The sequence below is a fragment of the Sorangium sp. So ce375 genome (assembly GCF_051473855.1).
In the GTDB taxonomy this organism is placed as follows: Bacteria; Myxococcota_A; Polyangia; order Polyangiales; family Polyangiaceae; genus Sorangium.
Map to the genome: position 1 here is coordinate 3,646,759 of NZ_CP150335.1, position 17,785 is coordinate 3,664,543.

Consider the following 17,785-nt stretch of genomic DNA (forward strand, 5'->3'; position numbering starts at 1 on the left):
CCGCACGCCGCACGCCGCACGCCGCACGCCGCACGCCGCACGCCGCACGCCGCACGCCGCACGCCGCACGCCGCACGCCGCACGCCGCACGCCGCACGCCGCACGTCGCCTATCGCGCCTCCCGCCTCGTCACAGCGGCCAGTAGACGACCTTTCCGTCGATCTCCTGGAACGTCGCCGCGTTTCCGTCCTGGGAGACGATGAAGGCGATCCGCTCGGGATACCCCGCCACGAACGCCGCCGCCGCGCGGTGGCGGGTGCCTCGCGCGTCGAGGCTCAAGCTCGCGTCCATCCGCTGGTCGGGGGTGGCGGCGAAGACCTCGGAGATGATCGCCCTCGGAGGAGGCAGCTTCGCGCCGAACGCGAGCACGTCGAGGGCGTGGCTCATCACGACCGCGCCGTCGACGGTCGTCAGGCGGACGATCAGATCGAGCACCTGGTTGACGCGCTCGGACCTCTGCAGCACCTGCTCCGAGTCGCGCGCCGCCGCCCCGGGCGACTTCCTCTGCTCGTCCGGCGGGTGAGCCTCGCGCGCGCCGGCGAGGTCGACGATGGCCGACCCGAGGCCCAGGGCAGGGTCCAGCCGCTTGACCTCGGTGTCGAGCTGATTGCCCTCTTCACCGAAGAGCTGCGGCAGGCCCTCGCCTGGCCCCAGGATGACGAGGAGCCCTCCGCGACCTAGCTCGACCATTCCCTCGACGATGCGCAGGAGATAGCTGCGCGCGTTGCGGACGAGCGAGCTCGCTTGATCCCGCGCGACGGTCCGCTCGATGGAGTCGAGCTGCGGCCGGTTCTTGGGCATCCACGTCCGCACGGCGCCGCGCTCGTAACGGACGACCTCCCAGTCGCCGCGGTACACGGCCACGACGCCGGGCTTCGGGGCGACGACGCGCACGAGCTGATCGAGCGCGAGCGACGAATGGCCGTGCGCCCCCGCGATGCCGGCGATGACGAGCGACCCCTCGACCGGCACCACGGCGAGGAAGGAGCGCGGCCACGCGCTCGCAGGGGCCAGGTTGGCCAGGTGCTCCGCGTCGAACGCCACCGGGGCTCCGAACCGCACGAGATCCCACGCGGGCTCTCCAGACTCGAAGTTCGCGAGGCGCTCGGCGAACACCACGCCGATCGGGTTGAGCCGCCCCTCCTCCGTCGCCATGGACGCGAAGAACAGCGTCTCGATCAGCTGGGTCAGGATCGCGGCGAAGGAGGGCGGCGCCTCGTCTGGGGCGATCCGGGAGCCAGGCGCCAGCCGCTGCGCCGCGAGCGGCGGCTGCCCCTCTAGCTCGAGAAATGCCGCCGTGACGTCCGCCGGATACTTGGGGCGCATGAGCTCGGTATTTCCTCCCCCCGCGCCCCCGGTCAGCCCGGCGGGCGGCGCGTGGACCGCTTCGCCATCGCTCGCTACGCGGCCCGACGCGAGCCGCCGCCCTTCCGCTTCGGGGTCTCTGCCTTCCGCGCCCTGGATTTGCCCCCTGTTTCAGGCGCTCTCCTGGCGTCGCCCGCGTCGTCGTTCGCGACCTTTCCGCCCTTCTGTCCGAGGCTCTTCTTGAGCAGCGCGATGAGGTCCACCGTGCCGGTGGCGCGGTGGTGCTCTTCCTCGACAGGCTCCGCGGGCGTCGTCATCTGGCCGGATTTCACCTTCTTCTCGATGAGCTTCATCACGTCGTCGCGGTATTCGTCCTTGTATTTCTCCGGCTCCCACGCGGTGGCCATCTCGGCCACCAGCCGCTCCGCCATCTCCAGCTCTCGCTTGCCGAGCCCCTTTCCCTCCGCTTCCATCTCGGGCAGGTCGAGCTCCTCCTCGGATCGGAGCTCGTGCGCGAACCGGAGGAGGTTCAGCACGAGCGCCCGGCCGTGCGGCCTCACCGCGGCGATGTGCTCGCGCGTCCGGATCACGACCTTCGCGATACCGACCTTGCCCGTCTTCCGCAGGGCCTCGCGCAGGAGGACATACGCCGTCACCGGCGATTTCTTCTTGCCGCTCTGGGATGCGGGGGCGAGGAAATATGGCTTGTCATAGTAGTTCGGGTCGATCTCCGAGGCGTCGACGAAATCGAGGATGTCCACGGTCTGCGTCGCCTCCACGTTCGCGCGGCGCAGGTCCTCGTCGGACAGCACGACGTACTCGTCCTTCTCGTAGGGATATCCGCGGACGATATCGTCCCAGCTCACCGGCTCGCCTGTCTCCCGGTTCACGCGCTCGTAGCGGATCGGCGCCATGGTGCGCTTGTCGAGCTGCGTGAAGTGGAGCTCGTCGGGCTCCTCGGCGGTGTAGAGGGCCACCGGGATCTGCACGAGCCCGAAGCTGATACTCCCTTTCCAGATGCTGCGAGGCATGTGCGCTCCTTCGACCCGGAAGGCAACTCGAGGGCCCGCGCCAGGTCCGTCGGGGCCAGCGATGCAAGCCGGCGGCCGACGGCGTGTCATCGCGGATCCCGGAGCCGCGCGCCCGTCCCGGCCGCTCGGGGGCCATGGGGTGATCTCGCCGCGTGACGCGCGCTGCCAAGGCCGAGGTCGCATTTCGCCACGTCGGACCGGGCGGGTGGCGATCGCTGCCACGGGCGCCTTCGCCCGCGGTATAACCCGCGGGCGACATGCCTCGGCGTTCCCACGACCTTCACGGCGCCGCCCCGGACGAGAGCCGGACAGCGCTGCTCCTCATCGACGTCATCAACGATATGGATTTCCCGGCAGGCGACCGGCTGCTCGCCCACGCGCTCCCGATGGCGCACCGCATCCGGGCGCTGAAGCAGCGGTGCCGCGACGCCGGCATCCCGGCGGTCTACGTGAACGACAACTTCGGCCGGTGGCAATCCAACTTCCACCGTCAGATCGAGCACTGCCTGGAAGAGGGCGTCCGCGGCCGCGAGATCGCGGCGCTGCTGCGGCCTGGAGAGGACGATTATTTCGTGCTCAAGCCCAAGCACTCCGGCTTCTACGGCACCACGCTGGAGATCCTGCTCGAGTCGCTCGGAGCGCAGACGCTCCTCCTCACCGGCATGGCGGGGAACATCTGCGTCCTGTTCACGGCGAACGACGCCTACATGCGCGATTACCGGCTGTTCGTCCCGTCGGACTGCGTGGCGTCCGAGACCGAGGAGGACAACGCCCATGCGCTCCGCCAGATGGAGCGCTTCCTCAAGGCCGACATCACGCCGTCGGACGAGCTCGACCTCGGACAGCTGCCCGCCTGACGCCGCGCATCGGCCTGCGTCCAGCGGGCAGCCGCCCGAGGTCACGTGTCACGAGAGGGCGCCACGCTCAGGCGACGGCCTTGTGCTTCGCCGAGATCCCCTCTTCGGTGAGGACCGCGATGTCCGTCGCGCCGCCGCGCTCCAGGATCTGCTTGGCGAGCGCGCGCTCGTTGCTGTCGTTGACGTGGACGGAGATGAGGATGTTGCCGCCCTTGATCTTCCCCTCGTACTGCTTCGCCTCGACCTCGGGGATGCCGAGCCCGATCAGGGCGCCGGTCACGCCGCCGAGCGCGGCGCCGGCCGCGGCGCCGCTCAGCGCGGCCATGATCGGTCCGGCCGCGATGAACGGCCCGAGCCCCGGGATGGCGAGGGCGCCGATGCCGGCGAGCAAGCCGATGGTCCCGCCGACCGCGCCGCCCGCGCTGACGCCCGCCGTCGCGCCCTCGGGCGCCTTTGTGTGCTTCTCGTGCGCGAAGTCCCGCGTCCCGTGCTTGTCGGGGAACAGCGCCGAGATGTCGCCGGTCATGAAGCCGGCGCGCTGTAGATCGCCGACGATGATGTCTGCCTGAGCGAGCGTGCTCACGAGGCCAAGGACCGCTTTCTTCGTTGCCATGGTGTCTTCCTTTCGGACCGTTTGGTTCGGTTCAGTCAACGTCGATTCGTGTCGGTTCAGTCAACGTCGACTTCGAGCTGGTTATCGACCCTCTGCACACCCGGGATCCCGAGGGCGAGCGCGGCGATGTCGGCCTTCTCCTTGTCGCTCTTCACCGGGCCGCGCAGCGTGACGACCTGCCCCACCGTGATGATCTTGACGTTCTTCGCGCTCATCGAGAGCGTGTCGTTGGCGATCACCGCCTGACGGATCTTCTGGGTGATCGTGCGATCGGCCTCGTTCTCACCCTGGTCGCCCGGGGTCAGCGCGGCGGGATCGCGATCGCGATCGTTCTTGTCCGTGTTGTCGGCGGCCGTCGGCGTGGGGTTGTTCGCCCGCTGCGCGATCTCGCCCGGCACCGCGGGATTGCCGTTCGAGCGAGTCGTGCCTTCCGCTCGATCGCAGCCGGCCGCGGCGGCGATCGAGAGAGACATCAGCAGGAAGAGTTTCGCTGTGTTCATGCCCGGCGCCCTCGCAAGGCCCGGGCCATCGCCGGCGGAGAGCGCCTGTCGGTGAATGGCCGCGGCCCATCGCGGCGCACGCCCCCGTCACACCGGACGAGCGGTGCCTTTTCCCACGCCGACTCGTGCGTGGCTCTTCCGTGCGTCGGGGCGCGACGCTGCGCGGCTGGCAAGCTCATGAGTGGATGGAGGCCGGACTGCCCCAAGTGGGGCGAACCGCCACGTGCCGACCGCGTCAGAATGGGAGATTTTGCGCTCTCGGACGGACGATGAAACGTGCGTACGCCTGTGACGGACTCCATCGAGAGCGCCAGTCGCCGGCGCCCCCTCGGGCCCGCGCTTCTGCTTGGCGCGCTCGAGGAAGAGCTCAGTCGCCGTGGGGATCCCTCGGTCGTTCGCTCGGGCGTTCAGCGGGCCGTTCGATCGGCCGTTGGATCCCGAGCGCCCGCAGCTTCCGGTAGAACGTCGCCCTCGACATCCCCGCCTCGCGCGCTGCCTGCAGCGCGTTCCAGCCGGTGCGCTCGAGCGCGGCGAGCAGCGCGGCGCGCTCGTCGTGCGGCGGCCGCGCCGCGCCGCGGCCGGCGCCTTCCCGCGCGCGCGGCAGGTCCACGTCGTCGAGCCCGATCCTCCGGCCGTCGCAGAGCACGACCGCCTTCGTGATCACGTTCTCCAGCTCGCGCACGTTCCCAGGCCAGCCGTGCTGGCCGAGCCGCCGCAGCGCCTCGTGGGACAGCTGCGGCGCGGGGCGGCCCAGCTGCTCGGCGGCGCGGCGCACGAAGTGGAGCGCGAGCTCCGGTAAGTCCTCCAGGCGATCGCGCAGCGCCGGCAGCCGGATCTGCACCACCGCGACGCGGTAGTAGAGGTCCTCCCGGAAGCGCCCGCGCGCGGCTTCGGCCAGGAGATCGCGGTTCGTCGCGCAGACGAGGCGGAAGTCCACGCGCACGGCCTCGGCGCTGCCCACCGGGCGCACCTCCCTCTCCTGGAGCACCCGGAGCAGCTTCGCCTGCACCTCGAGCGGCATCTCGCCCAGCTCGTCGAGGAAGAGCGTGCCGCCGCGCGCCGCGACCACGAGGCCGGTCCGGTCCCGGTCCGCCCCCGTGAACGCGCCGCGGACGTGCCCGAAGAGCTCCGACTCGAGCAGCGCGGCGGGGAGCGCGGCGCAGTTGATCCCCATGAACGGGCCGCCCTTCCGCGGGCCGGCGAAGTGGATGGCGCGCGCGACGAGCTCCTTGCCGGTGCCGCTCTCGCCCGTCACGAGCACGTTGACCGGCGCCTCGACCACGCGGTCGAGCGTCGCGAACACCGCGCGGAGCGCGGGGCCCCGCCCCACGATGGCGCCGTAGTCGTAGCGGTGCTCCAGGGCCTGCTGGCGGACGAGCACCTGCTCCTGCAGCCGGTCGATCTCCGCGGCCTGGCCGCGCAGGAGCTCCTCGACGCGGCGCCGCTCGGCCTCGAGCTCCACGGTGCGGCGGCGCAGGTCGTCGACGAGCCGCGCGTTGCGCAGCGCGAGCGCGACCTGGTCGGCGAACGCGAGGAGCAGGTCGACGTCCTCGGGCGCGAAGCGCGCGCGCCGGAAGCGGTTGTCGAGGTAGAGCGCGCCGAGCACGCCGTCCGGCGAGCGGATCGGCACGGCGATCACGGATCTCAGCCGCATCGCGTGCACGGACGCGTGCGCGTGAAAGCGCGGGTCCTCCTGGGCGTCGACGGTGACCACGGGCTCCTGCGTCGCGATCGCGCGCTCGGCGATGCCGTAGCTGAACTTGAGGTGGCTCCTGCCGACCTTCTCCCGATCGACGTTGCGCGCGACCGCCACGCGCAGCTCGCCGCCCGTCTGCTCGATCAGCAGGAACCCGCGCTCCGCGGCCGTGAGGTCGATCGCGGCGTCCATCGCCATCGCGAGGATGTCGGCGATCTCGACGGAGGAGTTCAGCTTGCGGAATACCGCGAGGAGGCGCTCGAGCTTGGCCGCGCGCTCCGCCGCCGGCTGCGCGGCGGCCTGGGCCGGCGCGGGCGCGCGCGCCGGCTGCGCCGCGCGGCGGCGGGGGTGCGTCCAGAAGGCGTGCTGCAGCGCCTCCGGCAGCGAGCGCGCCATGGCGGACCAGGCGGCGGCCGCGCGCTCCCGCTGCGCCGCGGCGGCCTCGGGCTCGCCCGCGAGCTCGTGGGCCTCGGCCAGCGCGAGGCGGATGTCCGCGGCGAGGTCGGGCTGCGCCGCGCGCTCGGCGAGCCCGAGCGCGCGCTCGAGCCGCTCCTGGGCGGCAGCGAGGTCCTGACCGGGGTCGCCGTCGCCCTCGCCGTCGAGCAGCGCGAGCCGCCCCTCCAGCAGCGCGGCGCGCGCCCCGAGGTCGGGCGCCTCCCGGGCGGCGTCGTGCTCGCGCGCCCGGCACAGCGCGGCGCGCGCGTCGCCCGCCGCGCCCCGCGCGAGGTGGGCCCGGCAGAGCTCCAGCTCCTCCTCTACCACCTCGCGCTGCGCCCCCTGCGCCTCGAAGCCGCGCCGCGACCGCTCGAAGCAGCGCGCCGCCTCCTCGGCGTCGCCGGCCGCGAGCGCGCAGTCCCCGAGGACCGAGGCCGCGGCCGCCGCGAAGAACGGCGCGCCCCGCCGCGCGGCCTCCGCCTCCACCCGCGAGGCGACGCGGGCGGCCCGCTCGAACGCCCCCGCGTCCGCCCAGAGCTTCGCCAGATCGAAATCGAGCACGAGGACCAGGTCCGCCTGGCCCAGGGCGGAGGCGAGCCGGGCCCCGCGCTCGTAGGCGGCGAGGGCCTCCCCGAGCTCGCCCGACTGGTGGCACGCCGTGCCCACGTTGAGGCTGCAGCGCGCGACGAGGTCGCCGAGCCCGTGCTCCTCCGCGGTCGCCAGCGCCTGCCGGTAGCCGACGAGCGCCGCCTCGACCTCCCCCGCCCGGAAGGCGTCGATCGCCTGGTACGAGAGCGCGCGCACGAGCGCCCTCGGCGCGCGCCGATCGCGGTGCAGCCCGGCGGCGAGCCCCAGGTGCAACCCCGCGAGGCGGCGCTCGCCGAGGTAGCTCGCCGCGACGCCGACGTCCTCGTGGAGGCTCGCCAGCGCCTCCGGCTCGTCGCACCAGGCGAGCGCCGGCTCGGCGCGGGCCCGCGCCTCGGCGTGGGATCCGAGCCGCAGCAGCGCCCGGCTCGCGAGATCGGCGAGCTCCGCGCGCTCGCGCGGCGTGATCGACGCGCTCTCCCCGCCGGCCTGCTCGATCCGCTCGGCCTCGTCGAGCCGCGCGAGCGCCGCCGTGGGGTCGCCCAGCTCCAGCAGGCACGCGCCGAGCCGGACGAGCGCGCGCGCGCGCCGCGCGCCGAGCCCCTCGGCCTTGTCGCTCGCGAGCAGCTGCTCCAGCACCTCGCGTGCCCGGGCCGCGCGGCCGCCGCGCTGGAGGGTGGACGCGATCTCGAGCCGCGCCTCCGCCGACGTCGCCGCCTCGAGCAGCGCCTCGGCGGTCACGGCCCACGGCCGCGGATCGGCCTCGCGCTCGGCGCGGCGCGCGAGGAACAGGCGCTCCGCGGCCGCCGCGTCGCCCGACAGCGCGAGGTGCAGCACCTGCTGCTCGGCGCGCGCCGGGAGGGCGGCGGCCGCCCGCGCGTGCGCCGCGCGGACCGCCTCGCCGCTGAGGGCCGAGAGGAGGGCGGCGATCGGCCCGGCGCGCGTCAGCGTCCACCCCCCCGCGGTGCGGGCGGCGACGCCGCGGGCGGCGAGCTCGGCCAGGTGCGCGACCGGGAGCCCGAGCGACGGCAGCTCCTCGTCCGCGACCGCGCCGCCCTGCACGGCCAGCGTCGCCACAGCGTCGCGCAGCGGCCGCCCGAGGCCTCGCAGCCGCAGCGCGTAGCGCGCGCTCGCCCCGGGCGTCGTCGCGTCGAGCCCCGCCACGTCCCCGCTCTCGGCGAGCCGCCCCGCGATCACCACAAGGTCGGCGGGCCACCCCGCGCTCGCCCGCAGCACGACCTCCGTCGCGTCGCCCAGGCCGATGTCGTCCATCCAGCGCTGCACCGCCTCGCGCCCGAGCGGAGGCAGCGCGACCTCGCGCACGCTCCGGCCCGCCTCGGCGGCCACGGCGGCGAGCGGCGCCCGGCCGCCGCCGTGCGGGATGCGCTCGGCGGCGAGGAGCAGGACGGGATCCTCGGGGCCGAGCAGGCGGACCAGCGCCTCGAGCATCTCCCGGTCCGCCCCGCTCACCTCGTCGGCGTCGTCGAGCACGAGCAAGAGCGGCCCGGCCCCCGTCCTCGCCTCCGCGTCCATCCGCGCCCGCGTCAGGCGCTCGTGCGCGCGCAGGGCGCCCAGCGCCCCGGAGGGGAGCGCCTCCTCGCCGGTCGCGCGGCCCAGCATCGACGTCACCGGCGCGCCGGCCCTGGCGAAGCCCTCCACGGCCTCCAGCCGGAGCTCGGCGCTCCACTTCACCTCGCGGAGGAGGCGGCTCTTCCCGCAGCCTGGCTCCCCCGCGATGACGCACAGGCGCGGCCCGCTCTCGCCGCGCTCGAGCGCGGCGATCGCCTCGGCGACCGCGCGCACCTCCGCGTCGCGGCCGACGAGGTGGGGCGGCTCCGGCGGGGGCGGGGCCAGCGCGCGCGGCGCGGCCCCCACCCAGTCGAGCACCTCGCCCGCGTCGGCGGGGCGGTCGCGCGCCTCGATCCGCACGAGGCGCTCGACGAGCGCGCCGATCGCCTCCGGCAGCGGCTCCGCGAGCAGCGGCGCGATCGCGTCGAGCGTGCGGCCGAGCGAGAACAGGTCCGCGCGCCCGTCGGCCGGCTCGCCGCGGATCACCTCGGGCGCGAGGTAGCCGTGGGTGCCGGAGACGCTGTCGTCGGGCCTCCCGCCGAGCCGCGCCGCGCAGGACAGGTCGATCAGGACCGCGCGCCCCGAGGGCCCGACGAGGATGTTGGCCGGCTTCACGTCGCCGTGGCGGATGCGCGCCCGGTGGAGGAAGCGCAGCGCGTCGAGCACGTCCACGATCGCGGCCCGCGCCTCCTCGAAGCGCCGGCCTGTCACGTACTCGTCGAGCGGCGCGCCCAGCACCGCCTCGGACGTGAAGTAGAAGCGCGGCTCTCCGGTCTCCCGGAGCATGCCGAAGTCGAGCACCCGGACGAGGTGCGGATGGAAGAGCCCCGCCAGCATCCTGAACTCGCCGCGGAACGCCGCCCGCTCCGCCGTGCGCGCGTGGCCCAGCAGCTTGAGGCACAGATCGCGGCCGAGCGCCTCGTCGCGCGCGAGCCAGGCCGTGGCCAGACCCCCGCGCCCCAGGGGGCGGATCAGGCGGTAGCGGCGGGCGAGCACGGTCCCCTCGGCTGGGATCATCCGCACAGTGTCTCATGAATGTGCCATCTGAGACAGTGAGACACTTGATGAGACAGTTGTGCCTTGGATTTCACGATGATTTCCGTCCTTTTTCATTCGGCACCAGGTTTGCTCTAATGGCGGGCATGGCGATGCGGACGACATCTGGACACCGAGGACGGCGGGGCGCGCGCGTCGCGACGCTCCTCGGGGTGCTGCTTGGCGGCTGTGTCGTGAGCCCGCAGCCGAGCCCGCCGGTCCACGATCCGTTCCTGGATGCGGGGCTCGTCGGCGTGTCGGGCGACCCCATGATCTTGCGGCAACAGGTCGTCCTCAAGGGCGAGCCTGGCGCGGTCGAGCCGGCGGAGGGCGTGGTCGTGGTGACGAACCTCGACAGCGCGGACGCGCCCGTGGTCGCGGAGATCAACGACGACGGCAGCTTCGTGGCCGCGCTGGACGCGTCGACGGAGCAGGTCCTGCGGATCCAGGTGAAGCAGGGCGAGCGCCGGTCGGAGCCGGTGGATCTGCAGCTCACGGGGGAGCCCATCGACGCGACGCGGACGATGCTGGCGCACCTGCCTTGCCTCGCGACCGAGCCCGCCGCGTGGGTCTCGGTCGAGGCCGGCGAGAGCGACGTGGTCGTCCGCAACACGTGCGCTGAGGATGTGGCCTTCGGCGCGCCGCGCTTGCGCCGCGGCGCGGGGCCGTTCGGGATCAGCCCGGCGGAGGCGTTCGTGGTGCCGGCGGGCGAGTCCGCCGTCGTCACGGTGCGCGCGGACGGTGAAGGGGTGGAGCGCGAGGACGTGCTCTTCCTCGAGGTCACGGCGCCCGAGCCTGGGCGCCGCGTCCTGACGCTGACGCTCCCCGACTGAGCGGTCGGGGAGACGAACATCGAACTCGCGCGCCGCGCGCGACGTACTGCGCGCGGCGCGAGGCGCCCTTCCTCTGGAGGGGAGGGGCTCGTGCATGTCTATCGCCTCGCCGGCTACGGCGGGGCCCTGTTGGAGGAACACATGAACGTCCAGAATCGTATCAAGAGCAGCCGTATCGGATCCTTTCTCTGGCTCGCGCTGTCGATGCTCCCGCTCGCCGCGGGCTGTCAGGTGGAGATCGCCGACGACAGCACCGCGTCCGACGCCTCGGAGGTGAAGGGCGGCGGGCAACAGGGCAAGGCCTGCGGCGGCCTCCTCGGCCTCTCCTGCAAGAAGGGCTATTTCTGCGACTACGAGCTCGAGGCCATGTGCGGCGCGGCCGATCAGACGGGCACCTGCCAGCGCGTCCCCCAGGCGTGCACGAAGGAGTACAACCCGGTCTGCGGCTGTGACGGCAACACGTACGGCAACGAGTGCATGGCGAACGCGGCGGGCACGTCGGTGTCGTCGAGCGGCGAGTGCGCGCCTCCTCCAGGGGAGGTCTGCGGCGGCCTCCTCGGCCTCTCCTGCAAGGAGGGCTATTTCTGCGACTTCGCGCCTGACGCCCAGTGCGGCGCGGGCGACATGACGGGCACCTGCGAGCCCACGCCGGGCGCGTGCACCAGGGAGTACAACCCGGTCTGCGGCTGTGACGGCAACACGTACGGCAACGCGTGCACGGCGAACGCGGCGGGCGTGTCGGTCGCGTCGGAGGGCGAGTGTGCGCCGCCGCCTTCGGAGGGCAAGGCCTGCGGCACCCGCGGCGGCTGGACGTGCGAGAAGGGCGAGTTCTGCAATTTCCCGCCCGAGGTCGAGTGCGGCGCGTGGGACGGGCCGGGGATCTGCACGCCCATCCCGGAGGCGTGTACGTTCCAGTACGATCCGGTCTGCGGCTGTGACGGCCAGACGTACGGAAACGCGTGCGCCGCGGCCTCGGCCGGCGTGTCGGTCGCGTCGAAGGGCGAGTGCGAGCCTGCTCCGGGGAAGATCTGCGGCGGCCTGGCGGGCTTCGCGTGCGACAAGGGCGAGTTCTGCAACTACAGCCTCGAGGCCATGTGCGGCGCGGGCGACATGACGGGCACCTGCGAGACCATCCCGGAGGCGTGTACGGAGCAGTACGATCCGGTCTGCGGCTGCGACGACACCACGTACGGCAACGAGTGCTTCGCGCACGCGGCGGGCGTGTCGGTCGTGTCGCGCGGCGAGTGCCGCCGGTAAGGGCGACGCCGCAGGCGCCGGCCGCGCCGCGCGTCGCGTGACATGCGTCGCGCGACGCTGGCGCGGCGGCGCCGCGCTTGACCGGCTCCGCGCCGGTTCCGTAGCATCGCGCGGCGAATGAGCGCCGCGCGATCCCAGACAGCGTCGACGCTCCTCCTCGACGAGCACTTCGAGGCGGGCGACGACCGGTTCGTGGACGAGGTGCTCGCCTCGGAGGCGGGCCGGAAGCTGAAGGCGCTCGCCCCGCGCTGGTACGCGGACCGGCGCCCGTTCGCGCGGCGCGCGCTCCTCCGCTACATCGACGACGGCTGCGACCGGCCGCACCACCGCGGCCTCGTCAAGGTCCTTTACAAACTCGCCGAGCAGGCGGGGGACGACGAGGTCGTCGGCCGCTTCATGGTCGCCTTCGACCGCCTCGTCCGCCGCAAGCTCGTCAAGGTGACCCGCTACGACTGGGTGACGAGGACCTCCAGCGACGAGCCCTGCCTCGTCAGCGACACAGGCGCGCCCGTCCGCCTCCCCCAGGGCGACGTCGAGTCGCCGCGCTTCTCGATGAAGACGCGCCACTACCTGCGGCGCCGCGCGTTCCGCTACTTCCGCCGGCTCGGCCGGCGCGACGCCGCGCGCTACGGCCGCGCGATCCGCGCCGCGCTCGCGCTCTACCGCGACGAGCACCTCGACAGGCCCGAGCGCCTGCTCGACGCGTGGGGGCTGCTCCACGCGCTCTACTGGGGCTCGCCCGCCATCGAGCGCCTCCCGCGCGGCGTCCGCCTCGCGGCGGGCGCCGCCCTCGCCGATCTCGAGCCCGCGCCGATCTACCCCGCGGCCTGGCAGGGCGCCTTCGACGACGTGCTCGGCCTTGTCACGGCCGCGAGGAGCCGCACCGTCCGGGCGTTCGCCGTCGGGCTCCTCGAGCGCGACTACGCCGCCGAGCTCCGCGGCCTGCCGCTCGCCCGCGTGCGCGCGCTCCTCGAGAGCCCGCACGACGAGGTGCAGACCTTCGCCGCCGGCCTGCTCCGGCAGATCCCGGGCCTCGGGAGCTTGCCGATCGCGGACTGGCTCTCGCTGCTCCAGACAGAGAACGCCGCGGCGCTCGCCTTTCTCTGCGAGGCGGTGGTCGAGCACGTCTCGCCGGCGCGGCTCTCGCTCGCCGAGTGCGTGGAGCTCGCCCGCGCGCGCGCCGCGCCGGTCGCGGAGCTCGGCCTGCGCTGGGCGAAGGCGAAGCCCGTCGAGACCGCCGCAGATCTCGACACGATCGCGCGCCTCGCGACCGCGGTCGCGCCCCGGGTCCGGGAGGAGGCGGTCGCGTGGCTCGTCGAGGTGCTCGGGCGCTCGCCCCACGGCCGGGCCGAGCATGTGCGCGATCTCCTGGACTCTCGCCACGAGGACGTCCGCGCCCGCGCGCTCGAGGTCTTCGAGGCCGACGCGCGCTTCCGCGACGACACCGGTCTGTGGGCCGCGCTGGCCGAGACGCCCCATGCCGACACCCGCGCCTTCCTGATCCGGCACCTCACCGCGCGCAAGGCGGCGTTCTCGCCCGAGGCGCTGCGGCACGTCTGGGCGACGGCGCTGCTCGCCGTCCACGGCGGCGCGCGCGACAAGCGCGCGGTCGTCCGGCAGATCGCGGACCGCGTTGTCGCCCGGCCCGGCGAGGCCGACGCGCTCCTGCCGCTGCTCGGCGTCGCGCTCCGCAGCGTTCGCGCGCCCGAGCGGCGCGCCGCCCTCGGCGCCCTCGCCCGCGCCGCGTTCCGCGCCCCCGCGCTCCGCGACGCCATCGCGCGCAGGCTCCCCGAGCTCCGGCTGTTCGAGGGGGAGGACGCGGCGTGAGCTTCGACCTCCGCTACCTCGGCAAGAGCGGCGTCAAGGAGCTCGGCGGCGGCGCCGCCCTCAGCTTCGCGCCCAACCTCGCGCGCCCCAGGGTCTTCTTCGACGGCGAGCTCGCGCGGCCGGTGCGCTTCCGCGAGGCGATCAGCGCGCTCCACGACGTCGTCGTGGGCGATCTGCGGCAGAAGCCGAAGGATCGCGCCGCCCACGAGGCGTGGAAGCAGCAGGAGGCCGAGCGCGAGGCGCGGCTCCGGAGGGAGATCCACGGCGACGCCATGAAGGCCGAGCTCGCGCGCCTCGGGAACGCGCCGCTCCCGCCGAACCTCGAGGCCGACTTCCGGAAGATGCACAAGCTCTACTGGGGCGCGCGCGTCCGCTGGGCGAACGAGCTCGCGAAGAGCGACCCGCAGCTCTTCCGCCACCTCGTCCCCTGCGATCCGGTCGTGACCGTCGCGCCCGACGTCGTCTTCTTCGAGTGCTTCTCCAAGGACGAGTCGAGCTACGGCTGCCTCTCTGTCGATCGCGACGCCTTCCGCGGCGCGCAGGACGCCGGCCTCGGCACGACGAACGTCGACTATTCGCTCGCGCTCTACGACCACTTCCAGACGCTCCGCAGCTACCGGCCGACGCGGCTCCTCGTCGATCCGACCGGCTTCGAGGTCGCTGTCGAGGGCCGCGGCGACTACCGCGAGGAGAAGATCGAGCTCCCGCCCTCGTGGCTGCGCGGCTTCGGCCAGCTCCAGGCGGCGATGTGCCTCCCGTGCCGCAGGGTCGACCTCCCCGTGGAGGCGGTCTACTCGCTCCTCGCGCACCTCGATCGGCACCGCGAGCGCACGGGCCCGCGCAGCCTGCGCTTCCAGCTCACGCCGGGCAAAGCGCCTGTCCTCGTGCTCGACCCCTGGGGTGTCTCCATCCCGTGCCGCGGCGTCACCTGCGACGATGGCCCCGTGGCCGCGGGGCCCGGGCAGGGCGCGGGTGGGCTCGGCCCGTACCGCTCCGGGGCGCCGAGGAGCGCGCCGGCGGCGGAGGCGACCGAGGAGATCAAGGTGTGGGGGAGGCGCCGCCTGTCCGTGCTCGCGCGGCTCCTGCCGCTCGCCGACCGCATCGAGGTGAGGCTGCTCGGCTCCGGGCTCCCGAGCCTGTGGATCGTCTTCATGGGCGAGATGCGCTTCACCCTCGCGCTCTCGGGCTGGACGGCGAACGACTGGACCTCGGGCTCTCACCTCGACGTCATGGCGGACGCCTTCACCCCGGACGCGCAGCTCTCGGACCGGATCGTGCGCCACCTCGAGATGGTCCGGCGCGCGTCCTACGGCGAGCTCGCCGTGTCGATGGGCGCGCCGGACGACGCGCTCCGCAGCGCGCTGCACCTCGCCGCGAAGCAGGGGCAGGTGGTTTACGACCACGCCGCGGAGTGTTATCGCTGCCGCCCGGTGATGCCGGTCGCCCTCTCCGACGTGCTGCTCGGCCCCGAGCCCCCGGAGCTCGCGGAGGGCCGGCGCATCGCCCAGGGCGGCGTGGAGATCGCGCGGGAGGAGGCCCTCTCCGGCGGCCGCCGCGTCGTCCTGGCGAGGGCCAAGGCGACGAGCTGCGAGCTGCTCCTCGACGCCGACGGCGCGATCAAGAAGGCGAAGTGCAGCTGCTCGTACTTCTACAAGAACCGGCTGCGCGCCGGCCCGTGCCGGCACCTGCTCGCGGTCAAGCTCCACCTGTCCGGCCGCGGTGACGCTGCGTCCTCGCCGCGGCAGGCGGAGGTCGGCTCGCACGGCCCGCGGGCGGCGACGGCCGCACCACACGGCGAGGCGGTGCCGTTCCCCGCGGAGCTCCTCGGCGAGATCGAGCGCGCCGCGGCCGCCGGGCGGGCGGGGCTCGCGGAGATCGTCGAGGCGTCGTGGGACCTCGCGTTCGAGCGCATCCAGGGCTGCCGCTCGTGGGCCGAGGCCCTCGCGCTCGGCGGGCCGGAGGCGGAGCGGGCGCTCAGCGCGCGCGAGCTCCGCGCGCCGGTCGTCAGGACGCTCGCGGTCCACGCGGACGTGCTTGTCGAGATCCGGCGCGTCGCCGACCAGTTCAAGGCGAGCCCCGCCGCGTTGGTGGGCCTCGCGTGGCTCGTCGCCAGGCGATCGACGAAGTGAGGTTCACCCCAGATCGGAGAGTCCAGCCCTGCAAGGAGATCCGTCCGCTCGAGCCCAACATGCTGCGGCGCTCCGCCGCGGTGGAGGTTGTTCTTCCATGCATCCCCACCCCCGATGTTCTTTGGGCGCCTTTAGCAGCTGTGCGGTTCCACTCAGAGGGACCTGACGGTCCTGGAACCGCACAGCTGCCAGGCGCCTGGGTGATCGGGCGTGGTCACGAGCGAGTAGTCGGGCGGGCGGGTCTCCTTGGAGGGCTGGACCGGTTGCGGGCCAGCGGAACGGTCGAATGGGCTTCTGGGACAAGCTGAAGTCGATGCTCGGCCTGGGCGGGGCCGAGGCGGAGCAGGCTGACGGCGGAGGCGCCGGCGCGGCGCCTGGCCAGGCGCCGCCGGCGCCGGGGAAGGGGGCGCAGGCCCCGGCAAGGCCGGCGCAGGCCCGATCGGCGCAGGCAGGGCCAGCGGCCGCCGCGCAGCCAGCCGCCCGCGCCGGGCAGCCCCGCGCCGGGGCAGCGAGCGCGAAGCCGCGCCCCGCGGACCCCTACGACGCCGGCGGGATCCTCGGCCTCTCCGCGGACGAGCTGCGCAAGCGCGCGCTCAAGATCAACCCGCGCATGACGGCGTGGATCGGCCGCGTGGACACGATCCCGCCGCAGAGCGACGAGCGCACCGCCCTCATCGATCGGGGCCTCATCCTGCGCGGCCTGCTCACCGAGGCGCAGATCGCCGAGATCCACCGCATCGGGGATCTATGGCTCAGGCACAAGGACGCCGCGGCGCTCGCCGGCACCATCGCGGCGCGCTCGGCCGACGAGGCGATCGAGCGGCTCAAGCGCGAGAAGCTCGCCCGCAAGGAGGAGAAGCGGCGCCAGAGCGCCGAGCGCAAGCGGCAGCGCGCCGAGGCGGTGGCGCGCCGCCGGGCCGAGGACATCGTGTACCTCGGCCCCGACGTCTCCGCGGGCCTCGCGGACCGGCGCTCTCACGTCGAGTCGCTCGTCGAGCGCGGGCTGCCCGTGCTGTCCACGCCGGCCGATCTGGCCGCGGCCCTCGGCGTCGCCGTCCCACGCCTGCGCTGGCTCTGCTTTCACGGCGAGGCCGTCGAGCGCCCTCACTACGTGTACTTCGACGTCCCGAAGCGCTCGGGCGGGACGAGGATGCTCGCGGCGCCCCACGCCTCGCTGGCCGCGGCGCAGGCGTGGGTCCTGCGCGAGATCCTAGAGAAGCTGCCCGTCGAGGAGCCCGCGCACGGCTTCGTGAAGGGGCGCTCCACGGTCACCAACGCGCGCCCGCACACGCGCCGCGATGTGGTCGTCAACCTCGACCTGTCCGACTTCTTCCCGACCATCACGTTCCCGCGGGTGCGCGGCCTCTTCCGCCGGCTCGGCTACTCCCCGGCGGTGGCCACGCTCCTCGCGCTGCTCTGCACCGAGCCGCCGCGGCGGCCGGTCGAGTACGACGGGCAGCGCTACTGGGTCGCGGTCGGCGACCGCGCGCTGCCGCAGGGCGCTTGCACGAGCCCGGCCATCTCCAACCAGGTCGCGCGGAAGCTCGATCGCCGCCTCACCGGCATGTGCGCCCGCGCGGGCTTCACCTACACGCGTTATGCGGACGACCTCACCTTCTCGGCGCCTCCGGGCAAGCGCGGCGACATCGCGATGCTGCTCGCCCGTGTCCGCCACATCGTCGAGGAGGAGGGCTTCGCCATCAACCCGGACAAGGGCCGTATCCAGCGCGCCGGCGGGCGTCAGGTGGTGACGGGCGTCGTGGTGAACGACAAGCCCTCTGCCCCGCGCGAGGAGGTGCGCCGCCTGCGCGCGATCCTCCACGCGGCGAAGAAGACCGGCCTCGCCGCCCAGAACCGCCAGGGCGTGCCGGACTTCGAGGCGCACCTGCGCGGCAGGATCGCCTATGTGCAGATGATCGACCGCGAGCGGGCCGCGCCGCTGCTCTCGGCCCTCGACGCCCTCACGGGGTGATCGCGGGGCGCACCTTCGTGCGCTACGGGCTCAGCGGCGTTGTTCGGCTCGCCGCGGCGTACTTTCGTAGGTCTCACTCGCCTGCCTAGTGCTCGGCAGGCCTCGTCGGCGAGCGCTCCCCCCAGCCCGTGCCCTGCGCGC

The 17,785-nt window shown here is 73.8% G+C and carries 11 protein-coding genes; 6 read left to right on the forward strand and 5 right to left on the reverse strand.

The window, feature by feature from the left end; translation table 11 throughout:
- Window positions 1-129: 129 nt before the first annotated feature.
- Window positions 130-1,326, reverse strand: coding sequence for a putative sensor domain DACNV-containing protein (locus WME90_RS13800; RefSeq protein WP_437281567.1), 1,197 nt, complete (start codon window positions 1,324-1,326; stop codon window positions 130-132).
- 74 nt (window positions 1,327-1,400) lie between these two features.
- Window positions 1,401-2,336: a Ku protein gene (locus WME90_RS13805; RefSeq protein WP_437281568.1), complete on the reverse strand. Its 936-nt coding sequence runs from the start codon at window positions 2,334-2,336 to the stop codon at window positions 1,401-1,403.
- Window positions 2,337-2,593: 257 nt separating this feature from the next.
- Here WME90_RS13805 and WME90_RS13810 point away from each other — a divergent pair, with 257 nt between their 5' ends.
- Window positions 2,594-3,193: a cysteine hydrolase family protein gene (locus tag WME90_RS13810; RefSeq protein ID WP_437281569.1), complete on the forward strand. Its 600-nt coding sequence runs from the start codon at window positions 2,594-2,596 to the stop codon at window positions 3,191-3,193.
- A gap of 67 nt (window positions 3,194-3,260) precedes the next feature.
- Here the strand turns inward: WME90_RS13810 and WME90_RS13815 are convergent, their stop codons facing one another.
- From WME90_RS13815 to WME90_RS13825, 3 genes are all read right to left on the reverse strand, one after another.
- Window positions 3,261-3,806 carry a DUF3341 domain-containing protein gene (locus WME90_RS13815; RefSeq protein WP_437281570.1) on the reverse strand — a complete coding sequence of 182 codons (546 nt, stop codon included), beginning with the start codon at window positions 3,804-3,806 and terminating at the stop codon, window positions 3,261-3,263.
- 56 nt (window positions 3,807-3,862) lie between these two features.
- The gene (locus tag WME90_RS13820) at window positions 3,863-4,306 is read right to left on the reverse strand and encodes a BON domain-containing protein (protein ID WP_437281571.1); all 444 of its coding nucleotides are present in this window, start codon (window positions 4,304-4,306) and stop codon (window positions 3,863-3,865) included.
- A gap of 367 nt (window positions 4,307-4,673) precedes the next feature.
- Entirely contained in the window at window positions 4,674-9,608 is a 4,935-nt protein-coding gene (locus WME90_RS13825; RefSeq protein ID WP_437281572.1) for a sigma 54-interacting transcriptional regulator, read from the reverse strand.
- A gap of 131 nt (window positions 9,609-9,739) precedes the next feature.
- On the opposite strand from WME90_RS13825, the gene WME90_RS13830 reads away from it, so the two are divergent.
- The 5 genes from WME90_RS13830 (at window position 9,740) to WME90_RS13850 (ending at window position 17,644) form a co-directional block, all read left to right on the forward strand.
- Window positions 9,740-10,459, forward strand: a complete 720-nt coding sequence (locus WME90_RS13830) for a hypothetical protein (RefSeq protein ID WP_437281573.1) — start codon at window positions 9,740-9,742, stop codon at window positions 10,457-10,459.
- Between the two features lie 141 nt (window positions 10,460-10,600).
- Window positions 10,601-11,716, forward strand: a complete 1,116-nt coding sequence (locus WME90_RS13835; protein ID WP_437281574.1) for a Kazal-type serine protease inhibitor domain-containing protein — start codon at window positions 10,601-10,603, stop codon at window positions 11,714-11,716.
- Between the two features lie 117 nt (window positions 11,717-11,833).
- Window positions 11,834-13,543: a hypothetical protein gene (locus WME90_RS13840; protein WP_437281575.1), complete on the forward strand. Its 1,710-nt coding sequence runs from the start codon at window positions 11,834-11,836 to the stop codon at window positions 13,541-13,543.
- Window positions 13,540-15,672 carry an SWIM zinc finger family protein gene (locus WME90_RS13845; protein ID WP_437281576.1) on the forward strand — a complete coding sequence of 711 codons (2,133 nt, stop codon included), beginning with the start codon at window positions 13,540-13,542 and terminating at the stop codon, window positions 15,670-15,672. Before WME90_RS13840 ends, WME90_RS13845 begins: the two co-directional genes overlap by 4 nt.
- A gap of 286 nt (window positions 15,673-15,958) precedes the next feature.
- Window positions 15,959-17,644 (forward strand): reverse transcriptase family protein, encoded by a 1,686-nt coding sequence (locus WME90_RS13850; RefSeq protein ID WP_437281577.1) that lies wholly within the window; start codon window positions 15,959-15,961, stop codon window positions 17,642-17,644.
- Window positions 17,645-17,785 lie beyond the last annotated feature (141 nt).